Origin of the sequence: Streptacidiphilus jeojiensis, from assembly GCF_042510965.1 — a bacterium.
In the GTDB taxonomy this organism is placed as follows: Bacteria; Actinomycetota; Actinomycetes; order Streptomycetales; family Streptomycetaceae; genus Streptacidiphilus; species Streptacidiphilus jeojiensis.
Genome location: NZ_JBEUKS010000001.1, coordinates 756128 through 774163 on the forward strand (window position 1 = coordinate 756128; position 18036 = coordinate 774163).

General features: G+C 70.2%; 13 protein-coding genes. 7 read left to right on the top strand and 6 right to left on the bottom strand.

Features of this window, described 5'->3' with window-relative positions:
* Positions 1-46 precede the first annotated feature (46 nt).
* From ABUW04_RS03450 to ABUW04_RS03460, 3 genes are all read right to left on the bottom strand, one after another.
* Positions 47-1678 carry a CocE/NonD family hydrolase gene (locus ABUW04_RS03450; protein WP_380562547.1) on the bottom strand — a complete coding sequence of 544 codons (1632 nt, stop codon included), beginning with the start codon at positions 1676-1678 and terminating at the stop codon, positions 47-49.
* A 40-nt stretch (positions 1679-1718) separates the two neighbouring features.
* Positions 1719-4541: a glycosyl hydrolase family 95 catalytic domain-containing protein gene (locus ABUW04_RS03455; RefSeq protein WP_380562549.1), complete on the bottom strand. Its 2823-nt coding sequence runs from the start codon at positions 4539-4541 to the stop codon at positions 1719-1721.
* 352 nt (positions 4542-4893) lie between these two features.
* Positions 4894-5922, bottom strand: a complete 1029-nt coding sequence (locus tag ABUW04_RS03460) for a LacI family DNA-binding transcriptional regulator (protein WP_030258586.1) — start codon at positions 5920-5922, stop codon at positions 4894-4896.
* A 189-nt stretch (positions 5923-6111) separates the two neighbouring features.
* Here ABUW04_RS03460 and ABUW04_RS03465 point away from each other — a divergent pair, with 189 nt between their 5' ends.
* The 7 genes from ABUW04_RS03465 to ABUW04_RS03495 all read left to right on the top strand — a co-directional run bounded on the left by ABUW04_RS03465 (position 6112) and on the right by ABUW04_RS03495 (position 15453).
* On the top strand, positions 6112-7389 hold the full coding sequence (locus ABUW04_RS03465; protein WP_380562551.1) for an ABC transporter substrate-binding protein: 1278 nt from the start codon (positions 6112-6114) through the stop codon (positions 7387-7389).
* A 76-nt stretch (positions 7390-7465) separates the two neighbouring features.
* Positions 7466-8356, top strand: coding sequence for a carbohydrate ABC transporter permease (locus ABUW04_RS03470; protein WP_030258592.1), 891 nt, complete (start codon positions 7466-7468; stop codon positions 8354-8356).
* Positions 8353-9258: a carbohydrate ABC transporter permease gene (locus tag ABUW04_RS03475; RefSeq protein ID WP_380562553.1), complete on the top strand. Its 906-nt coding sequence runs from the start codon at positions 8353-8355 to the stop codon at positions 9256-9258. Before ABUW04_RS03470 ends, ABUW04_RS03475 begins: the two co-directional genes overlap by 4 nt.
* A complete protein-coding gene (locus tag ABUW04_RS03480) occupies positions 9255-11906 on the top strand; it encodes a LamG domain-containing protein (protein WP_380562555.1) in 2652 nt (883 codons plus the stop codon). Before ABUW04_RS03475 ends, ABUW04_RS03480 begins: the two co-directional genes overlap by 4 nt.
* A 63-nt stretch (positions 11907-11969) precedes the next feature.
* Positions 11970-13673, top strand: coding sequence for a class I mannose-6-phosphate isomerase (locus ABUW04_RS03485; protein ID WP_380562557.1), 1704 nt, complete (start codon positions 11970-11972; stop codon positions 13671-13673).
* Entirely contained in the window at positions 13670-14620 is a 951-nt protein-coding gene (locus ABUW04_RS03490) for an ROK family protein (protein ID WP_380562559.1), read from the top strand. The genes ABUW04_RS03485 and ABUW04_RS03490 overlap by 4 nt, the downstream gene beginning before the upstream one ends.
* Positions 14621-14739: 119 nt before the next feature.
* A complete protein-coding gene (locus ABUW04_RS03495; RefSeq protein ID WP_380562561.1) occupies positions 14740-15453 on the top strand; it encodes an alpha/beta fold hydrolase in 714 nt (237 codons plus the stop codon).
* Here ABUW04_RS03495 and vanX read toward each other — a convergent pair.
* Genes vanX through ABUW04_RS03510 form a run of 3 tightly spaced genes read right to left on the bottom strand, consistent with a single transcriptional unit; the run spans position 15450 to position 18035 of the window.
* Positions 15450-16058 (bottom strand): D-Ala-D-Ala dipeptidase VanX, encoded by a 609-nt coding sequence (gene vanX, locus ABUW04_RS03500; protein WP_380562563.1) that lies wholly within the window; start codon positions 16056-16058, stop codon positions 15450-15452. The two genes, ABUW04_RS03495 and vanX, sit on opposite strands and share 4 nt — an antisense overlap.
* Positions 16055-17095, bottom strand: a complete 1041-nt coding sequence (vanA-Sc, locus tag ABUW04_RS03505; protein WP_380562565.1) for a D-alanine--(R)-lactate ligase VanA-Sc — start codon at positions 17093-17095, stop codon at positions 16055-16057. Before vanA-Sc ends, vanX begins: the two co-directional genes overlap by 4 nt.
* Positions 17088-18035: a D-isomer specific 2-hydroxyacid dehydrogenase family protein gene (locus ABUW04_RS03510; protein ID WP_380563432.1), complete on the bottom strand. Its 948-nt coding sequence runs from the start codon at positions 18033-18035 to the stop codon at positions 17088-17090. Before ABUW04_RS03510 ends, vanA-Sc begins: the two co-directional genes overlap by 8 nt.
* Between the last annotated feature and the right edge of the window lies 1 nt (position 18036).

An 18036-nucleotide genomic window follows, 5' to 3' on the forward strand; every position in this document is an offset into this window, starting at 1 on the left:
AATTCGGCGCTGCTGCTGCGCCGCTGAGGCTACCCCGCCCGAGGGGTCAATGCCGGAACACGGGAAGGACGATTCGCGAGAGCCGAGCCGCGTCATGGTGCACGGTTCGGCGGGCGACGGAGGTAGCCGGCATCCGGTCCCAGCGGGGGAAGCAGCTGGAGGTGATCTGGAGACGGATGCGGTGTCCGGGCAGGAAGACGTGCGCCGTGGACCACAGGTCGATCGAGAGGTCGGCATCCGGTCGTGTCTGATGATCCCTCAGGATGCCGTCGGTGATGTTCCGTGACGTGCCGTCAGCGTCCAGGTCACAGAGCCTGGCCACCCAGTCCGTCGACGGTGACGAGGAGTCGGTGACCAGGTGGACGCTGACCCGGCCGACGACCTCCAGCGGAGCCTCCAGGGGTTCGCTGGTGTAGACGAGTACGTCGTCGCGCTTCTCGATCTGCCGCTGGTCCAGGGGACCGGCGGGGAATCCCGGTGCCATGAGGACGGCGCCCCCGCAGGTGGGGACGGGATCGGTCGGGTCGTGCTGCCAACTGTCCGATGAGGAGTGCGGGCCCGGCGGGCCGGGCGGGTCGAGCGACAGGCGTCCACCGGCGTTCAGGTACCAAACGGTGTCGACGGACTCCGGGGGCCAGGACTCCAGACGACGCCACTGGTTGACGCCCATGACGAAGAGCAGCACGGACGATGGCTCGGGCACGGCCTGTTGCTGCTTGAACTGGCGGTCGAACCAGTCCAGTTCTCGTTCCAGCAGCGACCCGCCGCCGTCGATGCCGGCGGCGTCGGCGGTCGGGGCGAAGTCGGTGTCGCCGATGCGGCCGCTCTGGTTGTCGTGGGACCAGGGTCCGACGATCAGAGCAGCCTCGACGCCGGTCCGGCGTGCAGTCATGTAGTTGTCGAGACTGCCCTGCAGGAAGCAGTCGAACCAGCCAGCGACGGCCAGCGTGGGGACCCCAGGAGGTGGGGAACCGTTCGTCTCCCTGAGCGGTGCAGCCGGAACCGGCAGGCCGAGTCGGCGCATCGTCGCGGACGCCGGCACGGGCAGCTCCCAGTAGGTGTGGGTGGTCAGTCGGTCCAATGCCCGGTCGAGCAGCGCGAGTTGGCGGCGCAGCTGCTCGGGGTCGTCGGCGTGGCGGCGTTGGAGCACATCGGCGCCCAGGGTCAGGGTCCAGTGGGTGACCAGCCCGAGTTCGACCGCGCCGCCCCGGGCGAGCAGCCCGTCCTGCGGGTCGGACCAGGTCAGTTCGGGGGCGGCGGCGTGGAGTTGGGGAGGGTCCGCCGCGATGGCGGCCCACTGGGTGTGGCCGAGGTAGCTGGGTCCGTACATGCCGACCCGTCCGTCGGCCCCGGGCAGCCGGGCTGCCCAAGCGATGGAGTCGTACCCGTCCGCGCTCTCGTGCGCCAGTGGTCGCCAGTCCCCTTCCGAGCGGAACCGCCCGCGGCAGTCCTGGACGACCACCAGGTAGCCGCGGCGGGCGGCGGTGAACGGGTCCAGGCGGGCGAGCACGCCGGGGTCCTGCTTGCCGTAGGGGGTGCGCACCAGCAGGACCGGCCACGGTCCGCCGCCGGTGGGACGGTAAGCGTCGGCACGCAGGACGGTGCCGTCGCGCATCGTGGCTTCGAGGTCGGTCCGGAGCTCGGTCCGGGTGTCGGTGTCCCAATGCGGATGATGCACGGCGGCGCCCTCCTGGTGTCGGTCGGTCGGCGGTGCGGGGTCAGCCGATGGTCAGGTCGTCGACGTAGCCGCGGTAACCTCCGGTCGAGTTGGGGTTGTCGTAGCCGACCAGGATCCGGCTGATCTGCTTGTTGGCGTTGTTGGTGCCGAGGTTGACGGTGACGTGGTTCCAGGCGTCCAGGGTCAGCTTGCCGCACTGCTGGGCGGGGTGGATGCTCCTGCCGTTCTGGTCCACGGCGCCGGAGTCCCTGAGCGTGCTGCCGTCGCTGAAGACCAGGTCGACGGCGGTGCAGGAGCTGTTGCTCGACCCTGCGGCCAGCCAGCTGCTGGTGGCGCTGGACTGGGGATAGATCCAGTAGCTCAGGGTCTTGCCGCTGCCGATCGCCAGCGGGCTCGCGCTGAGGTCGTAGAGCTCCATGTAGGCGTGCACGGCGCTGCCGCCCTGCCCGGATCCGGAGTACATCAGCGCCCCGCTGCCCGTGTGCGCGGTCTCGCCGGTGCGCACGGACGACTCCGGGCCGGTCAGGCCGCAGCACAGGCCGGTCACCGATGCGACGCCGCCGCCGCTGGTGTCCACGGTGTCGGCCAGCGGTGCCGGGTCGGTGGACTCGAAGCCGGAGCTGAAGCTGCTGCTGGTGGTGCCGGTGCCGGTCTGCAGGGGTTGGGCCAGTTCGCTCTGGACGGTCGCCAGCGGGGTTCCGGCCGGGGCGAGGTAGAGGGTGTCGCCGACAGCGGTGGTCAGGGTGATCTTCGAACCGGAGACGGTGCCGGTGTCGGTGCCGTTGCGGTACACCTCGACGTTGCCGGGCCAGGGGTTGGTGAAGGTGAAGGAGCCGCCGCTCTGGCTGACCACCCGCGCGTACTGGACGCTGTTGCCGTACAGGCTGCTGGAGACCAGGAAGTTGCCGTAGGCCAGCAGGTCGCCGAACTTGGCGTTGGTGTTGGCCGGCCAGTCCGGGAAGAACTTGACGTCGTTCTGGAAGGACTGCAGCAGCATCTCGTCCAGGCCCGAGGTGGTGACGTTGATGTTCTCGACGCCGCCGCCGTTGTGGTGGACGGCCATGTTGGGATAGCTCTCGGTGGTGGCCTCGTCGTGCAGGTTGGTCAGGATGGTGCTCGGGTTGTAGCCGACGCGGGCGGCCGCGGCGTAGAAGGTGGCCGGTGCGTTCCCGCCGTGCCAGGCGTTGGTGAGCGCGCCGATGGTGTTCTTCGCGGTGGCCAGCAGTGTCGAGGCGCTGTCCAGGCCGACCAGGCCGCCGGGGTAGATGGCCTGGGAGTCGATGTCGTTGCCGTCGTTGTAGAAGTCGCTGCCGACTTCGGTCTCGCGCAGGATGGTCTGGCCGTTGAGTGTCATGGTCGGCAGGGCGCTGAGGTGCGAGACGATGTTCTGCCAGGTCGCGCGGGTGGTGGCGTCCTGGTTGAGCGCGGTGCTCATGTCGATCAGGCCCTGGAACAGCAGGTGGACCAGGCCGAGCGAGAGGCCGGCGTTGGTCTGCGGGTAGCTCTGGTCCTCGTGCGGGGCGTCGTTGCTGATGACGTAGCGGTTGTTGGCGGAGTCCCAGGTCAGGTAGGACTGCCAGAACAGGCCCACCTGCTTGAGCCAGGCGTAGACCTTGGTGGCGTAGGCGGTGTCGCCGGTGTACTCGAAGCGCATCACCATGTCGCTGGCCAGGTTGGCCGCGTTGGACTTCTGGTTGTGCAGGGCGGTGTCGGCGCTGGTGCCCTGCGGGGACAGGCCGACCGGGTACAGCACGCCGGTGTAGCCGTTGGCGGTGGCCAGGGCCTGGCCTGCTGACTGCCAGTCGAGCACCGGCTGGTCGTAGGCGTCCATCTGGGCGATGTGGTTGGTGGACAGGGCTGCGTAGAACGGGGCCTCGTAGTTGTAGTTGGTGTGGTAGTCGCCGTTCCAGTTCATCGCCCCGGTGATCCAGTTGCCCCACAGGCCGGGGGCCGACTTGCCGGAGCGCGAGATGCAGCCGAGCAGGTAGAGCGAGCCGTACCAGCTCTTCTCCACGGCCTTGTCGGGTATCTCGACGAACGACTGCGACCAGTAGTTCTGCCACCAGGCGCGGTGGGCGGTGTTGTGGTTGCCGACGTCGGTCTGGGTGAGGTTCTGCACCAGGGCGTCGGCGCCGGACTGCCAGGAGGAGCTGTCGACGCTGGAGACGATTCCGGTGACCAGGGTGGCGGTGCCGCCGGGCGGCAGGGTCATGCTGAGGGTGTTGCCGGAGACCGACTGGGTCTGGCCGATGATCCGCGCGGCCATCCTGGCCCTGGGGTCGCTGCCGGTCCCGGTGTCGGCGGCGACGTCCGCGTCCAGGTCGTTGCCGGTGGTGCTGACCGTGGGGGTGCCGCCCGAGCCGTTCTGCAGGGTGACGCCGATGCTCTGCGCGCTGCCGCCGGTGAGCTTGAACGAGGTGACGGCCAGGCCCGAGTTGGCGTCCACCCAGCTGGCGGTGGTCAGCGTCTGGCTGCCCAGCGTGTAGCTGCCGTCGACCTCGCCATGGGCGATGTCCTGGACCACGTGGTAGGAGGAGCCGCTGAGTCCGGCGGCCTTGACCACGATCCGGCCCAGCGGCTTGATCGCATGGCTGGAGGAGGAGAAGAAGTCGTTCTTGCCCACGTACATGGTCTGGTTCGCGATGGACCCGCCCACCGCGACGCCGATGTCGCCGTTGCCCAGCAGCGGGGCGTCGACGGTCTCGCCGCCGGTCAGCTGGGTGGGCGGGCTGGTCCACACCCCGGTGTACTGCTGCGCGATCCGCCAGGCCTGGTTGGCGGTGACCGGGTCGGCCTGGGCGGGACGGGCCAGGGTGGTGGTGACCATGGCGCCGGCGAGCCCCATGACCACGGCGACGCTCACGGCCTTTCTGGGGTGCAGGCGCAATGTCCCGAGACGTGCCTGGATCTTCATCGGTCGGACCTCTCATCCAGCGGGATCGGGTGGGGAGATGGAAGTCGTTTCTGGGCGCGCCGAACCCGCACGGGGCGCAGCTGCGCCCGGTCGGTGGGGTTGCGGGTTCAGGGCGGGCGGTAGGTCGGCGCGCGAGCCGGGATCCAGCGGGTCGCAGGGTCAGGATCGACCGCGCCGGCTTCGGTGAAATAACGTTATCGCGAAAGAGTGCTGGCGCCCCGGGGCGGTGTCAAGGGTTCTGACACCGCGCCACGGTCACGGCCCGTGCCCCACCCGACTGCCGCCCAAGCGCCGCCCGGTCTCAGACCGGGATCTCCCCGGAGCCGCGGACCGTCAGCGTCAGCGGGACCACGACGGCCTGGACCGGGCGGCCCGGGTCCGCCATCCGGGCCAGCAGCAGCTCCACCGCGGTCCGGCCGATCTTCGCGGTCTGCTGGGCGACCACGGTCAGCGCCGGCTGCAGCAGGTCGGCGTGCGGGACCTCGTCGAAGCCGACGATGGCCAGCCGCGAGGCCGCCTTGGGGCCCAGCACCCGCAGCACCGTGAGCGTGGTGTCCATGCTGCCGGTGACCAGCGCGGTGGCCGGCTCGGGCCCGTACAGCGCGGTGTCCAGGGCCGCGGCGACCCGCTCGGGGGTGATCTCCCCGGGGTGGACCAGGCCGTCCAGCGACTGCCCGTGCGCCCCCAGCGCGGCGCGGAACGCGGCGGCGCGCTCGCGGCCCGAGTAGACCTGCTCGCGGTCCCCCACATAGGCGATGCGCCGGTGTCCGTACCTGGTCAGATGGTGGAAGGCGGTGCCGATGCCCGAGGCGTTGTCGGACATCACGCAGTCCACCGAGATGCCGCTCATCGGCCGGTCCATGGCCACCACCGGCATGCCGGCGTCCAGCTCCGGCTGCAGGTAGCCGTGGTTCTCGCCGAACGGCTCGACGATGATGCCGTCCAGGCGCTGGCGGCACATCGACACCAGGATCTCCCGCTCCCTGGCCTCCTCGAAGTCGGTGGAGGCCGCGAACAGGGTCAGCCCCGACTCGCGGGCGGTCTGCTCGATGGCCGCCAGCTCCGGGTTGACCTCGGCGATGCGCCGGACCGCGGCCCCTATCGTGCCGGTGATCCCGGTGCGCAGCTGGCGGGCCCGCTCGTCCGGCCGGTAGTTCAGTGCCGTGATCGCGGCCTGGACCTTGGCGGCGTACTCGGGGCCCACCGTGGGGTCGTCGTTGACCACACGCGAGACGGTGCGCAGCGCCACCCCGGCCTCCCTGGCCACATCGACCATGGTCGGCCGCTTGGGGCGCCCCCCGGTGCCGTTGCCATCCCGTGCTCCGCTCATCCAGTCACTCCTCGTTGTCACTGCGCACCGTTATCAGATCGACTCTTGACACATTCCCGCAATGCGCGCGTACCCTCGCGATAACGTTATCTCGCAGGGTGCCCCGGCGTCGATCTCCACCCACCGATCCGCCCCAACCACCCCACGGGTCACATATACACGGGTCACACCATCCCCCAGGAGACTTCCATGCGGCACAAGATTCTCACTGCGGCCTGTCTGGCCGCAGGGCTCGCGCTGGTGACCGGATGTTCCGCAGCCACCCCGGCTGGCGGAGCGAAGGGCGGCTCCTCCCTGACCTATCTGACCTTCGAGACCCCCAGTCTGACGGCGTCGTTCTGGGACAGCTCCATCGCCAACGCCGAGAAGAAGGTCCCGGGGCTGACGGTGAAGAAGCTGGTGGCGCCCAGCACCGACCGTGACGCCTACGCCAAGCAGCTGCAGGCCTCCGGCCAGTTCCCGGACCTGCTGCAGTCGATCACGCCGTCGACCTTCGCCACCGCCGGGCTGCTCAAGCCCTACGACCAGAGCTGGGTCGACGCGAACTTCCTGCTGCCGCTGGGCAACGCCTACAAGGGCAAGGTCTACATCCCGCCGACCAACTCCCAGATCATCCCCGAGGTGTTCTACAACAAGAAGCTGTTCGCCAAGGCGGGCCTGACCGCCGCGCCCAAGACCTGGGCGGAGTTCATGGCCGACTGCGCCAAGCTCAAGGCCGCCGGGGTCACCCCGATCGAGCTCGGCGGCGGCGACCCCTTCTCCGCGTCGATGCCGCTGGTCGGCATCCTGTCCGCGGACATCCTCGGCAAGGACCCCAACTGGCTGCAGGAGCGCTACGCCGGCAAGGTCCACTTCACCGACGCCAACGTGGAGACGGCCGTCGCCAAGTACCGCGCCATGGTCAAGAACGGCTACTTCGAGACCGGCGCGCTGGGGGTCAAGTACGCCGACTCCATCACCAACTTCACCGCCGGCAAGACCGCGATGTACATCATGGGCAGCTGGTTCCTCGGCTCGGTGCCCAAGGCGAACGCCGCCGACTTCGGCGCCTTCCTCACTCCCACCGCCGACGGCTCGCTGGTGGTGCCCTTCGCGGTCGGCGGCTCCATGGCCATCAGCGCCAAGACCGCGGACCCGGCCAAGGCCACCGCCTTCGCCCAGGCCTGGTCGCTGGACCCGAACAACTACAAGACCCTGATCGAGGGCGACGGCGCCTTCCCGATGCTCAAGGGCAAGACGCTGGCCGACTACAACGTCAACGTCACTCAGGTCTTCAAGGACTCCTACTCCTACGTCACCAGCCAGAACACCAAGGTCTCGGCCCTGGGCTGGGCGACCAACGACGACTCCATGCCCTCGGGCCTGAACGACGCCTTCTACGCCGCCAGCCAGGCCCTGTTCACCTCCGACGACGTCCACGGCCAGATGGCCAAGCTGGACGCCGCCTGGGACTCGGCGACCAAGTAGCCACAGCTCCGGCGCCGGGCCCACCACGTCCGGCGCCGGCCGCACCGCCACCCACCTCCTCCAAGGGAACACGCCATTGACCACCCGAGTCCGGCCGCGTCGCGGCGACCCAGCCCTCGGCGCCATCGCCGTGCTGGCGATGGGACTGTACGCCCTGTTCATCCTCGTCCCCGTGGTCATGAGCGCCTGGAAGAGCCTGACCAATGAGAACCCGCTCCAGGACCACGCCCGGTTCATCGGTGCCGCCAACTACACCGAGATGCTCCACGACAGCGCCCTGGCCGCGAGCCTGACCTTCACCCTGGTCCTGGCCGCGGTGGTCACTCTGGCCGCCAACGCCCTGGGCATCGCGTTCGCGATGCTGCTGAACCGGACCTCGCTGAGCTTCCGGATGATGCGCACCCTGGCCTTCCTGCCGCAGGTGCTGTCGGGCGTGATCGTCGGCTTCGTCTGGCGCTACGTCCTGGCCCAGGACGGCGTCCTGAACAACATCCTGGGCTCGCTGGGGATCATCAGCCATCCGGTCACCTGGCTCGGCAGCCCGCACCTGGCCATGTTCTCCATCGCCCTGGTCGCCACCTGGGTGCTCACCGGCTTCACCACCGTCGTGCACCTGGCCGCGCTGCAGTCCATCCCGGTCGAGCTGTACCAGGCCGCCATGGTGGACGGGGCCGGCCGCTGGCAGCGGTTCCGGGCGATCACCTTCCCCATGGTGGCCCCGGGCACCACCATCAGCGTCACCATCTCGCTGATCACGATGCTCAAGCTCTACGACATCATCGCGGTGCTCACCTCGGGCGGACCGGCCGACTCGACCCAGTCCACCGCCCTCTACATCATCAAGCTCGCCTTCACCGACGACCGGTTCGGCTACGCCTCCGCGGTGGCCATGCTGCTGCTGGCCGTCTCCGCGGTCATCTCGCTGATCGTGACCGGCCTGCTCCGCCGCCGGGAGGTGGACCTGTGATCGCATCGACCTCGCAGCGACCGACGACCACCGGACGGGCCGCCGAACCCCCGGCGCCCGCACCGCGCACCAGGCGTCGGGTCTGGACCTCCAGGAGCTACCTGGTCGCGGCCGGGCTGCTGACCCTGGCGTTCGTCAGCCCGATCTACCTCACCATCGTCAACGCCTTCAAGACGCAGGACCAGATCGTCAGGAACCCGGCCGCGCCGCCCGCGCCGCCGACCCTGCACAACCTCACCGACGCCCTGTCGCGACCGGACCGGATCATCCAGATCGGCCTGACCAACTCGGCCGTCACCGTCATCGCCTCGGTGCTGCTGATCATCCCGCTCGGCGCCGCCTTCAGCTTCTGGCTCAGCCGCCGCCCGGCCCGCTTCCGCCGGATCGTCCTGGCCTGCTTCTCGGCCGGCCTGATGATCCCGCCGGCGGTACTGCTGCTGCCCACCATCCGGATCCTGACGCTGCTCCACCTGGACCACACCTATCCGGGGCTGATCCTGGCCAACGTCGGCGGCGGCTACCTGTCCTTCGCGGTCTTCGTCTACTCCGGCTTCCTGCGCTCCATCCCCGCCGAGATCGTCGAGGCCGCCACCGTGGACGGGGCCGGCACGCTGCGGATCTGGTGGACCATCATCATGCCGCTGCTGCGCCCGGCCACCGCGACCGTCACCATCTTCCTGTCGCTGTGGATCTGGAACGACTTCATGAACCCGCAGTTCATCCTCGGCCCGCTGCACGGGCAGACCATCACCACCGGCCTGTACCTGTCGGTGGGCCAGTACTCCACCAACTACGCCCAGCTGTTCGGCGTGATGTTCCTGGCCGCGGTGATCCCGGTCGCCGGATACCTGGCCCTGCAGAAGCAGTTCATCGCCGGCCTGACCTCGGGAGCCACCAAGTGACCCGCACCACCTTCGGCGTCCCCGACCTGGACGACGTCGCCGGCCACTGGGTGGACGCGGAGGAGATCGCCCATCTGCCCTCGCTGCGCAACCAGTTGGGGCAGAGCCACGTCAACTCTGACCTGACGTCCACCTCCTGGCTGGTCGCACCCCCGTTCACCCTCGGCTACCACACCGGCGAACTGCGGGTCGACGGCCGCACCCCGGCCGCCCAGCGCTTCCGCTGGAAGCCCTGGGGCGTGCTGCGCGAACACCGCGGCGACGGGCTGCTGATACGCACCGACACCCGGATGGCCCTCTCCCGCGACCTGCTGCTGTGGCAGATCTCGGTCACCAACGAGGACGACCGGACCAGGACCGTCGAACTGTCCCAGGACCTGTACGCGATGGTCGCGCACACCGAGACCGGCTACGGCTGGCTCTACGACGTGCCCTGGAACCACGGCAATCACCACGACTTCATGGCCCTGGAACGGATCCGGGCCACCACCGGCGGCCGCGCCCCGTCCTACCTGCTCTCGCCGGCACCGCGGCTGCTGCGGCTGGGCAGGCCGCGCGTCCCCGGCATCCAGCGCGACGAGGACACCGGCCCGATGCTGCTGGACGACGCGCTGCCCTCGCACTTCAGCCCCGACAAGGAACCCGAACCCCGCACCGGCGTGGCCGCAACGGTGCGCTCGCTCCAGGTCAGCTCCGGCGACGACGGCCCCGGCCCGGTCCTGGACGTCGACGGGCCGGTCACGCTCACCCCCGACGACGAGGCGGCCTTCGACGCCTTCGTGCTCACCCCCGGCACGGCCGTCAGTTTCGACCTGCGCCTGGACGCCGCCGGGCAGTCCGGCACCGTGCTGACCCACGGCAACCACCCCGACTCGCTGCAGATCGGCGTCGAGGACGGCCGGCTGTGGCTCGGCATCACCGGGGAGCGCGAGTACGGCACCGAAACGCTGCCCGACGGGACCTGGCACCGCGTCAGCGCCCGTGTCGAGGCCGACCACGCGGTACTCACCGTCGACGGGAAGGAGGTCGCCAGGACCCGGCACTGGACCGAATCGCACCGCTGGACCTCCCGGACCACCGAGGACCCCGAACCCCAACTCACCGTCGAGGACACCCGCTCGGCGGCGCGGGCCGGCTACGCCTTCTCCGGGCCCTCCCCCGCCCTCAGCTCCCTCGGCGCCGGCGGCCGCGCGACCTGGACCCTCGACGTCGAACCCGGCCAGACCCTGACCGTCGGCATCGCCTGCGCCTACGGGACCGACACCGACGACGTACGCGCCCAGGCCCGGGCTGCCGCACGGGACTTCGAGGCCACGCTGCGCGCCGGGGAGGACGGCTGGCACCGGCACTGGACCCATATGTTCACCCCCGGCAACCCCGACTTCTCCGGGCACCTGCCGACCCTGGACACCCAGGACGCCGGCCTGGCCAAGACCTACTACATGGGCGCCCTGCAACTGCTCTACATGCGCAACACCCGGATCCGGCCCGGCGAGCCGGTGTTCCTCACCGGCGGGCCGCGCCTGGGCCCGACCACCACCTACTTCTGGGACCACAGCGAGTGGAGCCGGATGTACGCCCTACTGGAACCGGCCGGGCTGCGGTCCTGGCTGCTGCGCGTCCTGGCCGGCCCCTACCGGGAGTCCTTCGGCATCGACGCCCGCAGCGGCGGCCCCCTGGGCAACGCCTACAGCGCCAACGACCACGCCCTGTTCCGCCTGATCGAGCACTATGTGTGCATCACCGGCGACACCGGCTTCCTGGACACACCTGCCGGCGCGGCGACCGTCCTGGAACACCTGGAGCGCCTCGGCTTCGGCTGGCGCGACCGGCGCCGCCCAGCCACCGGCGGAGTGCTCGCCGACTTCGGCGACGACCCCTGGCAGCTGCTGGAGTGCGTGCCCAGCTACACCGGTGTGGTCGCCTCCTTCAACGGCGCCTATGTCGGCACCACCCGCTCGCTGGCCGGGCTGTACCGGCGGCGGGGCCGCCACCAGGACGCCGACCGGGCCGCGGCCGAGGCCCGGCAGCTCGCCGACGCGGTCCTGGACCTCTACGCCGGGGACGGCCGCTGGCACATACGCCGGCCGGACGCGACCGACACCATCGGCCACTGCCTGGACTTCGGGCTGGTCGCCGCCTCCCTGCACGAGGACCTGGACCCCCGGGTGCGGCGCGAGATGGCCGACTTCGTCGAGAGCGACCTGCTGGTCGCCGGCTGGATGCGGGCGCTGAGCCCGAACGACCCGATCGCCGCCACCTCCGACCGCCCCGACCACGGCGCCGGCGGCGCCTTCTGCGCCTGGCCCGGCGTCACCGCCCACGGCCTGGCCCGGCTCGGCTTCCGCGACCGGGCCCTCACACTGCTGCGCGACCTCTCCTCGGCCGCCTCCGGCGGCCTGTGGGGGCAGGCCATGGAGATCGTCACCGGCCCGGACGGACGACCGCGGGCCCGGGTCGCCGAACGGGGTGTCTCCAATCGGGAGACAATCGCCGGAGCCGCCGGGGCGGAGGCGGTGATGTCCGCGCTCTTCGACCTCAACCCGTCCTTCGCCGACGGCGGGGACCCGGAGTCCCTCCCCGACTCGATCACCGTGGACGGCATCGGCACGCTCAGCGGCATCCGCCGTCGCCCGCACGGCGCCTGACCCTGCGTCAACACGCCCGCTCACCAACGCTACCCTCGTATTCGAAAGGCCCGGCACATCGCGATGTCGCCCGTACGCAGCTACGAAGCCGAACCCTGTCACGCAGTCACCGCAGCGGTCGGATCCGGATACCGGCAGGCCCTGGCCCGGCTGACCCCGGGTCAGGTCCTGGCCGTCGACGGGCCGGTCGCCGTCGACTGGGAGGCCCTGGCCACCGGGATCCGCGACGCCCTCGCCGAGCGCGGACTGGATGTGCACCAGGTCGACATGCGCGACCACTTCGCCGCCTGGGAGGACATCCTCGCGCTCACCGCCTCGGCCGAGCTGGCCGACGACCCCGACTTCGCGCCGCTGTCGCAGGCCGGGATGGCGGACTTCTTCCGGGCGGTACCGCAGCCGGCGGCAGCCGCCGACGCCGTCACCGTGGTCCTCGGCCCCGGCGCCTCGCTGCCGGCCCACGACCTCCTCTGGTACGCCGACCTGCCCAAACGCTACGCCGAGGCGCAGATCACGGCGGGCACCGGCGGCAACCTGGGGCAACCGGCCGGCACCGGGGCCGGGACCACGCGCCGCCTGTTCTACATCGACTGGCCGGTGCTCGACCGTCACCGCGACTCGCTCGCCGACCGGATCGACCTGTGGCTGGACACCCAGCACCAGCACGGTCCGACCTGGCTGGAGGGGCCGGTGCTGCGCCAGGCCCTGACCGACCTCGCCGGACAGCCGTTCCGGACCCGCCCCACCTTCAACACCACCTCCTGGGGCGGGCACTGGGCCCAGCAGGAGCTGGGCATGAACCCCAAGGCCCCCAACACCGCGCTCGGCTACGAACTCATCGCCCCGGAGAGCGGAATCCTGGTCGGCGCCCCGGACGGCCCGCGCGTGGAGGTGCCGCTACAACTCCTGGTGGCCGTCCACCCCGAGCAGGTCCTGGGCGGGCCCGTGCACGCGGCCTTCGGCACGTCCTTCCCCATCCGCTTCGACTATCTCGACACGGTCGGCGGCGGCAACCTCTCCGTGCACTGCCACCCGCAGTCCGACTACATGCAGCGGGTGTTCGGCTGGCCCTACACCCAGCACGAGACCTACTACATGATGGTCGGCGGCTCCGACCGCAAGGTGTTCCTGGGCCTGCAGCAGGACGCCGACCTGGACGCCTTCCGGCGGGAGGCCGACCGGGCGGTGCACGACGGCGTGGCCTTCGACATCGAACGCTACGTGCAGACCTTCCCCGCCGAACAGCACCAGCTGTTCCTGATCCCCGGCGGCACCCCGCACGGCAGCGGCGAGGGCAACGTCGTCCTGGAGATCAGCGCCACGCCCTACCTCTACAGCCTGCGCTTCTACGACTGGCTGCGAAAGGACCGTGAGGGCAGGCAGCGGCCGGTCCACGTCGGCCACGCCTTCCGGAACCTGGACCCGGCCCGATCGGGCGACGCGGTCTCCCGCGACCTGGTGCAGCACCCGGCGACGCTGCGCTCCGGCGACGGCTGGAACGAGGACGTCATCGGCCGGCTGCCGGAGATGTTCTTCGAGGTGCGGAGGTTCGAACTGGCCGCGGACGGCGCCGCGGACGACACCACGGACGGACGGTTCCACATCCTCAATGTCGTCGAGGGCGACGGCCTGCTGTTGGAGACGCACGGCGGACACCGCTACGAACTGGCCTACGCCGAGACGCTGACCGTGCCCGCCTCGGTCGGCGACTACCGGGTCCGGGCCCTCGGCGCCGGGCCGGTCCGCTACGTCAAGGCGTTCGTCCGGTGACCTCCGACGCAGCGACCACGGTGTCGGTGATGGACGTCGGCGGCACCCATGTGACGGCTGCTCAGGTGGAGGTCGCCGCGGGCGGCCTCAGCCTGGGCCCCTCCTTCCGCGAACCACTGGACAGCGCGGCCGGCACGGACGAGTTCGTGGCCGCGCTGGTCCGCTGCGCGGGACGGCTGCCCGGGCCGGCCGCGCGGCACTGGACCATCGCACTGCCCGGCCCGTTCGACTACGAGCGCGGCATCGGACGCTACCAGGGCGTCGGCAAGTTCGACGCGCTGCACGGCTTCGACCTGCGCACCGCCCTCACCGACCGCCTGCCCGGCCGCCCCACCCTGGGCTTCTGCAACGACGCGGACGCCTTCGCCTACGGCGAGTGGCAGGCCGGCGCCGCGCGGGGACACCGCACGGTCGCCGGGCTCACCCTGGGCACCGGTGTCGGCTCCTGCTTCCTGCGCGAGGGCGGTATCGTGCGGCAGGGCCCCGGAATCCCGCCCGGCGGCCGGATCGACCTGATGGAGTATCAGGGCCGGCCCCTGGAGGAGACGGTGTCCCGCCGCGCGCTGCGGCGCGCCTACGCCCAGGACGCGGGCGCCCAGCAGGAGGCGGGCCGGTCCGGGGAGCCCGACGTCCGCGAGATAGCCGAGCGGGCCCGGGCCGGCGACGGCGTCGCAGCCCGGGTCCTCACCAACGCCTTCCACGCGCTGGGGCAGGCGCTCGGTCCGATGCTCGCCGCATTCGCCCCGGACATCCTGGTGATCGGCGGATCCATCGCCACCTCGTGGGACCTGGTCGCCCCACCCCTGCGCGAGGGCATCGCTGGCGCCCGGCACGGGGATGGCAGGACCGTCGTCGCTGCCGCACAACTCGACTGGAGGGCACCGCTGTTGGGTGCGGCCTACCTCGCCGCGACCCCGGTCCTGGCGGAGGCCGCCAGTCGCACCTGACGGCGCCTCACCACACGGCGAGAATCACAGTCTCACTTATGCCTAGCAGGGTTCTCAGCCCTGTGCTTTGCTGTGCTCGCCCGGCGAGAGACGGTGCGAGGCGGAGTACGGAGGCAGTAGTGGCGACCTATGTGTTGGTGCACGGTGGCGGGCACGGCGGCTGGTGCTGGCAGCGGCTGACGCCCCTGCTGCGAGCGGCGGGGCACGAGGTGTACACGCCCACGCTGACCGGCCTGGGCGAACGTGCGCACCTGCTGAGCCCGGACATCGACCTGGACACCCATATCGCGGACGTCGTGGGCGTGTTGACGTACGAGGGCCTCACCGAGGTGGTCCTGGTGGGGCACAGCTACGGCGGAATGGTCATCACCGGGGTCGCCGACCGGGCGGCCGACCGGGTCGGCCGCCTGGTCTACCTCGACGCCGCGATCCCCGAGGACGGACAGTCCCTCGTCGCCGTGGCCGGCCTGCTGATGGCCGCGGCCCGGGCCGGATCCCGGGTGGTGGACGGCGTCGAACTGGTGCTGTGGCCGGACTCCGACGCCGTCCGGTACTACGGGGTGACCGACCCTGACGATGTGTCATGGATGTGGGACAAGCTCACACCGCATCCCTGGAAGTGCTTCGAGCAGCCGCTGCGGCTCAACGACCCGGCCGCGCTCACGCGGATCCCGCGCGCCGAGATCCACACCACGTCGTCCCTGGCGATGTCGCCCCCGGGCACGGCCGAGGCCCTGGCCGGGAAGGAACAGACCTGGGTGGTCGACTCCGGCCACGACCTGATGGTGACCGCACCCAAGGCGGTCGCCGAGATCCTGTTGGGTCTGCTCTAAGCGATGGGGAAGTCGAAGTACGTGTCCGGGTGGGCCTCGTCCTTCAGCGTGTAGTGCCACCACTCGCAGGCGTACGAGCTGAACCCGCTGGCTTCCATGACGGTGCGCAGGCACTGCCGGTTCCTCACCTCCACCGGCGCGATCCCCTGGGCGCCGTGATGGGAGATCGAATCCATCAGGTCGTGGTCCCCGCCCATCGCGGCGAGTTCACCGGTGGCCAGGTGATAGAGCGTCAGGTCGACGGTGCTGCCCCGGCTGTGGCCCGACCTGGCGGCGACGTAGCCGCGCTCGAACATCTCGGCCCTGGCGATGTTCGGGTAGTACCGGGGCTTGGTCCGGCCGTCCTCCGGCTGTTCCGACCAGCGCAGGAAGCAGTCCACAGCGCGTTGCGGGCGGTAGCCGTCCCAGAGCAGCAGGCCGAAACCCTGTGCTTCGGCCTCCTCCCGCGCCCTGTCCAGGGCCGCGCACAGCGTCCTGGTCCCGACGATCCGATTGGCCAGGTATCCGTCCACCGGTTTGCCGGTGAAGTTGTCCCAGGTGGCGTACTTGGCGTCCCAGCGTATGCCGGGCACCAGCTCGTCCACGAAGACGAAGTCGTCGTTCATCGGCTCTTCCCGCTCAGGGCCAGCGACACCATCCGGTCGATCACCTCGGTCAGCGGCAGGCCTGCGGCCGCCATCATCCTGGGGTAGCGGCTGTAGGAGGTCAGCCCGGGCAGGGTGTTGACCTCGTTGAGGACCACGGTTCCGTCGTCCTTGAGGAAGAGGTCCACCCGCGACAGCCCCCTGCACCCCAGGGCGCGGTACACGGCCTTGGCCGTCTCCTGCACCAGCGACCGCGACTCGGCCGGGATGTCGGCGGGAACGATGGGCGTCGAGTTGTCGGAGCCGCTTTCGGGCTTGTTCTCCTGGTGGATCCTGAAGAAGCCGTGCGAGAGGGAGATGTGGTCCACCTCGCCCGCGACCAGGTCCGACTCGTTCCCCAGGATGGCGCAGCCGACCTCGCTGCCGACGACGGCCGCCTCGATCAGCACCTTCGAGTCGTACTTCCTCGCGGCCTCCACCGCGCTCAGCAGTTCCTCCCTCCCGGACACCTTGCTGACGCCGAAGGAGGACCCGGAACGAGCCGGCTTGACGAAGACGGGATAGCTGAGCCGGTCCGGGTCGATGTCCTGGTCCGCCGTGACGGTCCAGAAGTCCGGTGTGGCGATTCCGGCGCTGCGGGCGACGACATAGGCGAGGGACTTGTCCATGCACAGGGCGGAACTCTGGACGTCACAGCCGACGTAGGGGATTCCGGAGAGTTCCAGCAGTCCCTGCATCGCGCCGTCCTCGCCGAGCCTGCCGTGCAGAACCGGCAGCACCACGTCCAGAGCGATCGTCTCGTACCGTCCCTGCTCCAGGACGAGCAGTCCGGGAGCGCTGCTGTCCGGCGACAGCACCGCCGGGCGGCAGTCGCCGTCCTCCCAGTCCGGAGTGGGCCCCTCGCAGAGCCGCCAGGCGCCGGACCTGGTGATGCCGACGTAGAACGGCTGGTACTTCCGGGTGTCGAGGTTTCGGGCGACCTCCTGCGCGGACTTGACGGAGACGGGGTGCTCCTCGGAGCAGCCTCCGAAGATGATTCCGACCTTCAGCCTAGCCATGCTGGTTCCTGCTTTCGAATGTCAGGCAGTTGGTGATGGAGTTCTCGATGGTGTCGCTCAGTGCGTGGTCGGTGTAGTAAGCGGTGTGCGGGCTGATGAGCACATTCGGCAGTTCCTGGAGTCGCAGCAGCGGCTTGCTCTCGATGGGTGTGCTGCTGCGGTCGGCGTAGAAGACTCCTTCCTCGCCCTCGACCACGTCCAGGGCCGCACCGCCGAGCCGGCCGCTCTCCAGTGCGGCGACCAGGGCTTCGGTGTCGATCAGCGGACCGCGTCCGGTATTGACGACGAATGCGCCGGGTTTCATCCGCTCGATACGTTCGTGATCGAGGAGGTGGTGCGTGTCCGCATTCAGCGGCGCATGGAGCGTCACCAGGTCGCTCAGCCGCAGCAGTTCGTCGAGCGGAACGTAGTCGGCAGCGATCTTGGGGCGGTTGTCGTACGCCAGTACCCGGCAGCCGAAGCCGCGCAGCCGGTCCACGACCGCCGTGCCGATGCGTCCGGTTCCGACCACGCCGACGGTCAGGTCGCGCAGTTCCTTCCCGCGGACCTCGTTCAGCCGGTAGTCGTGCAGGTCGGTGCGGCGGACCGTGGACTTCGCGTTCCGTACCGCCATCAGCATCAGCATCAACGTGTAGTCGGCCACGCTGTCGGGCGAGTAGGCGACGTTCTCGACGGTGATGCCGAGGCCCTCCGCGTACTCCACGTCGATGTGGTTGCAGCCGACGCTTCGGGTGGAGACGTACGCCACGCCGATCCGGGCGAGTGCCCGAAGGGTGGGACGGGTGATCCGGGTCTTGTGGCCCACGCTGATGCACCGGTTCCCGAGCGCGAGTTCGCTGGTGGCCTCGGACACCGGCGCCGCCGTGACGGTCGGTTCGACACCGAAGCGGGGGGCCATCTGCCGGAACAGGGCGGCCTCGTCCGGCCCGCATCCGTACATG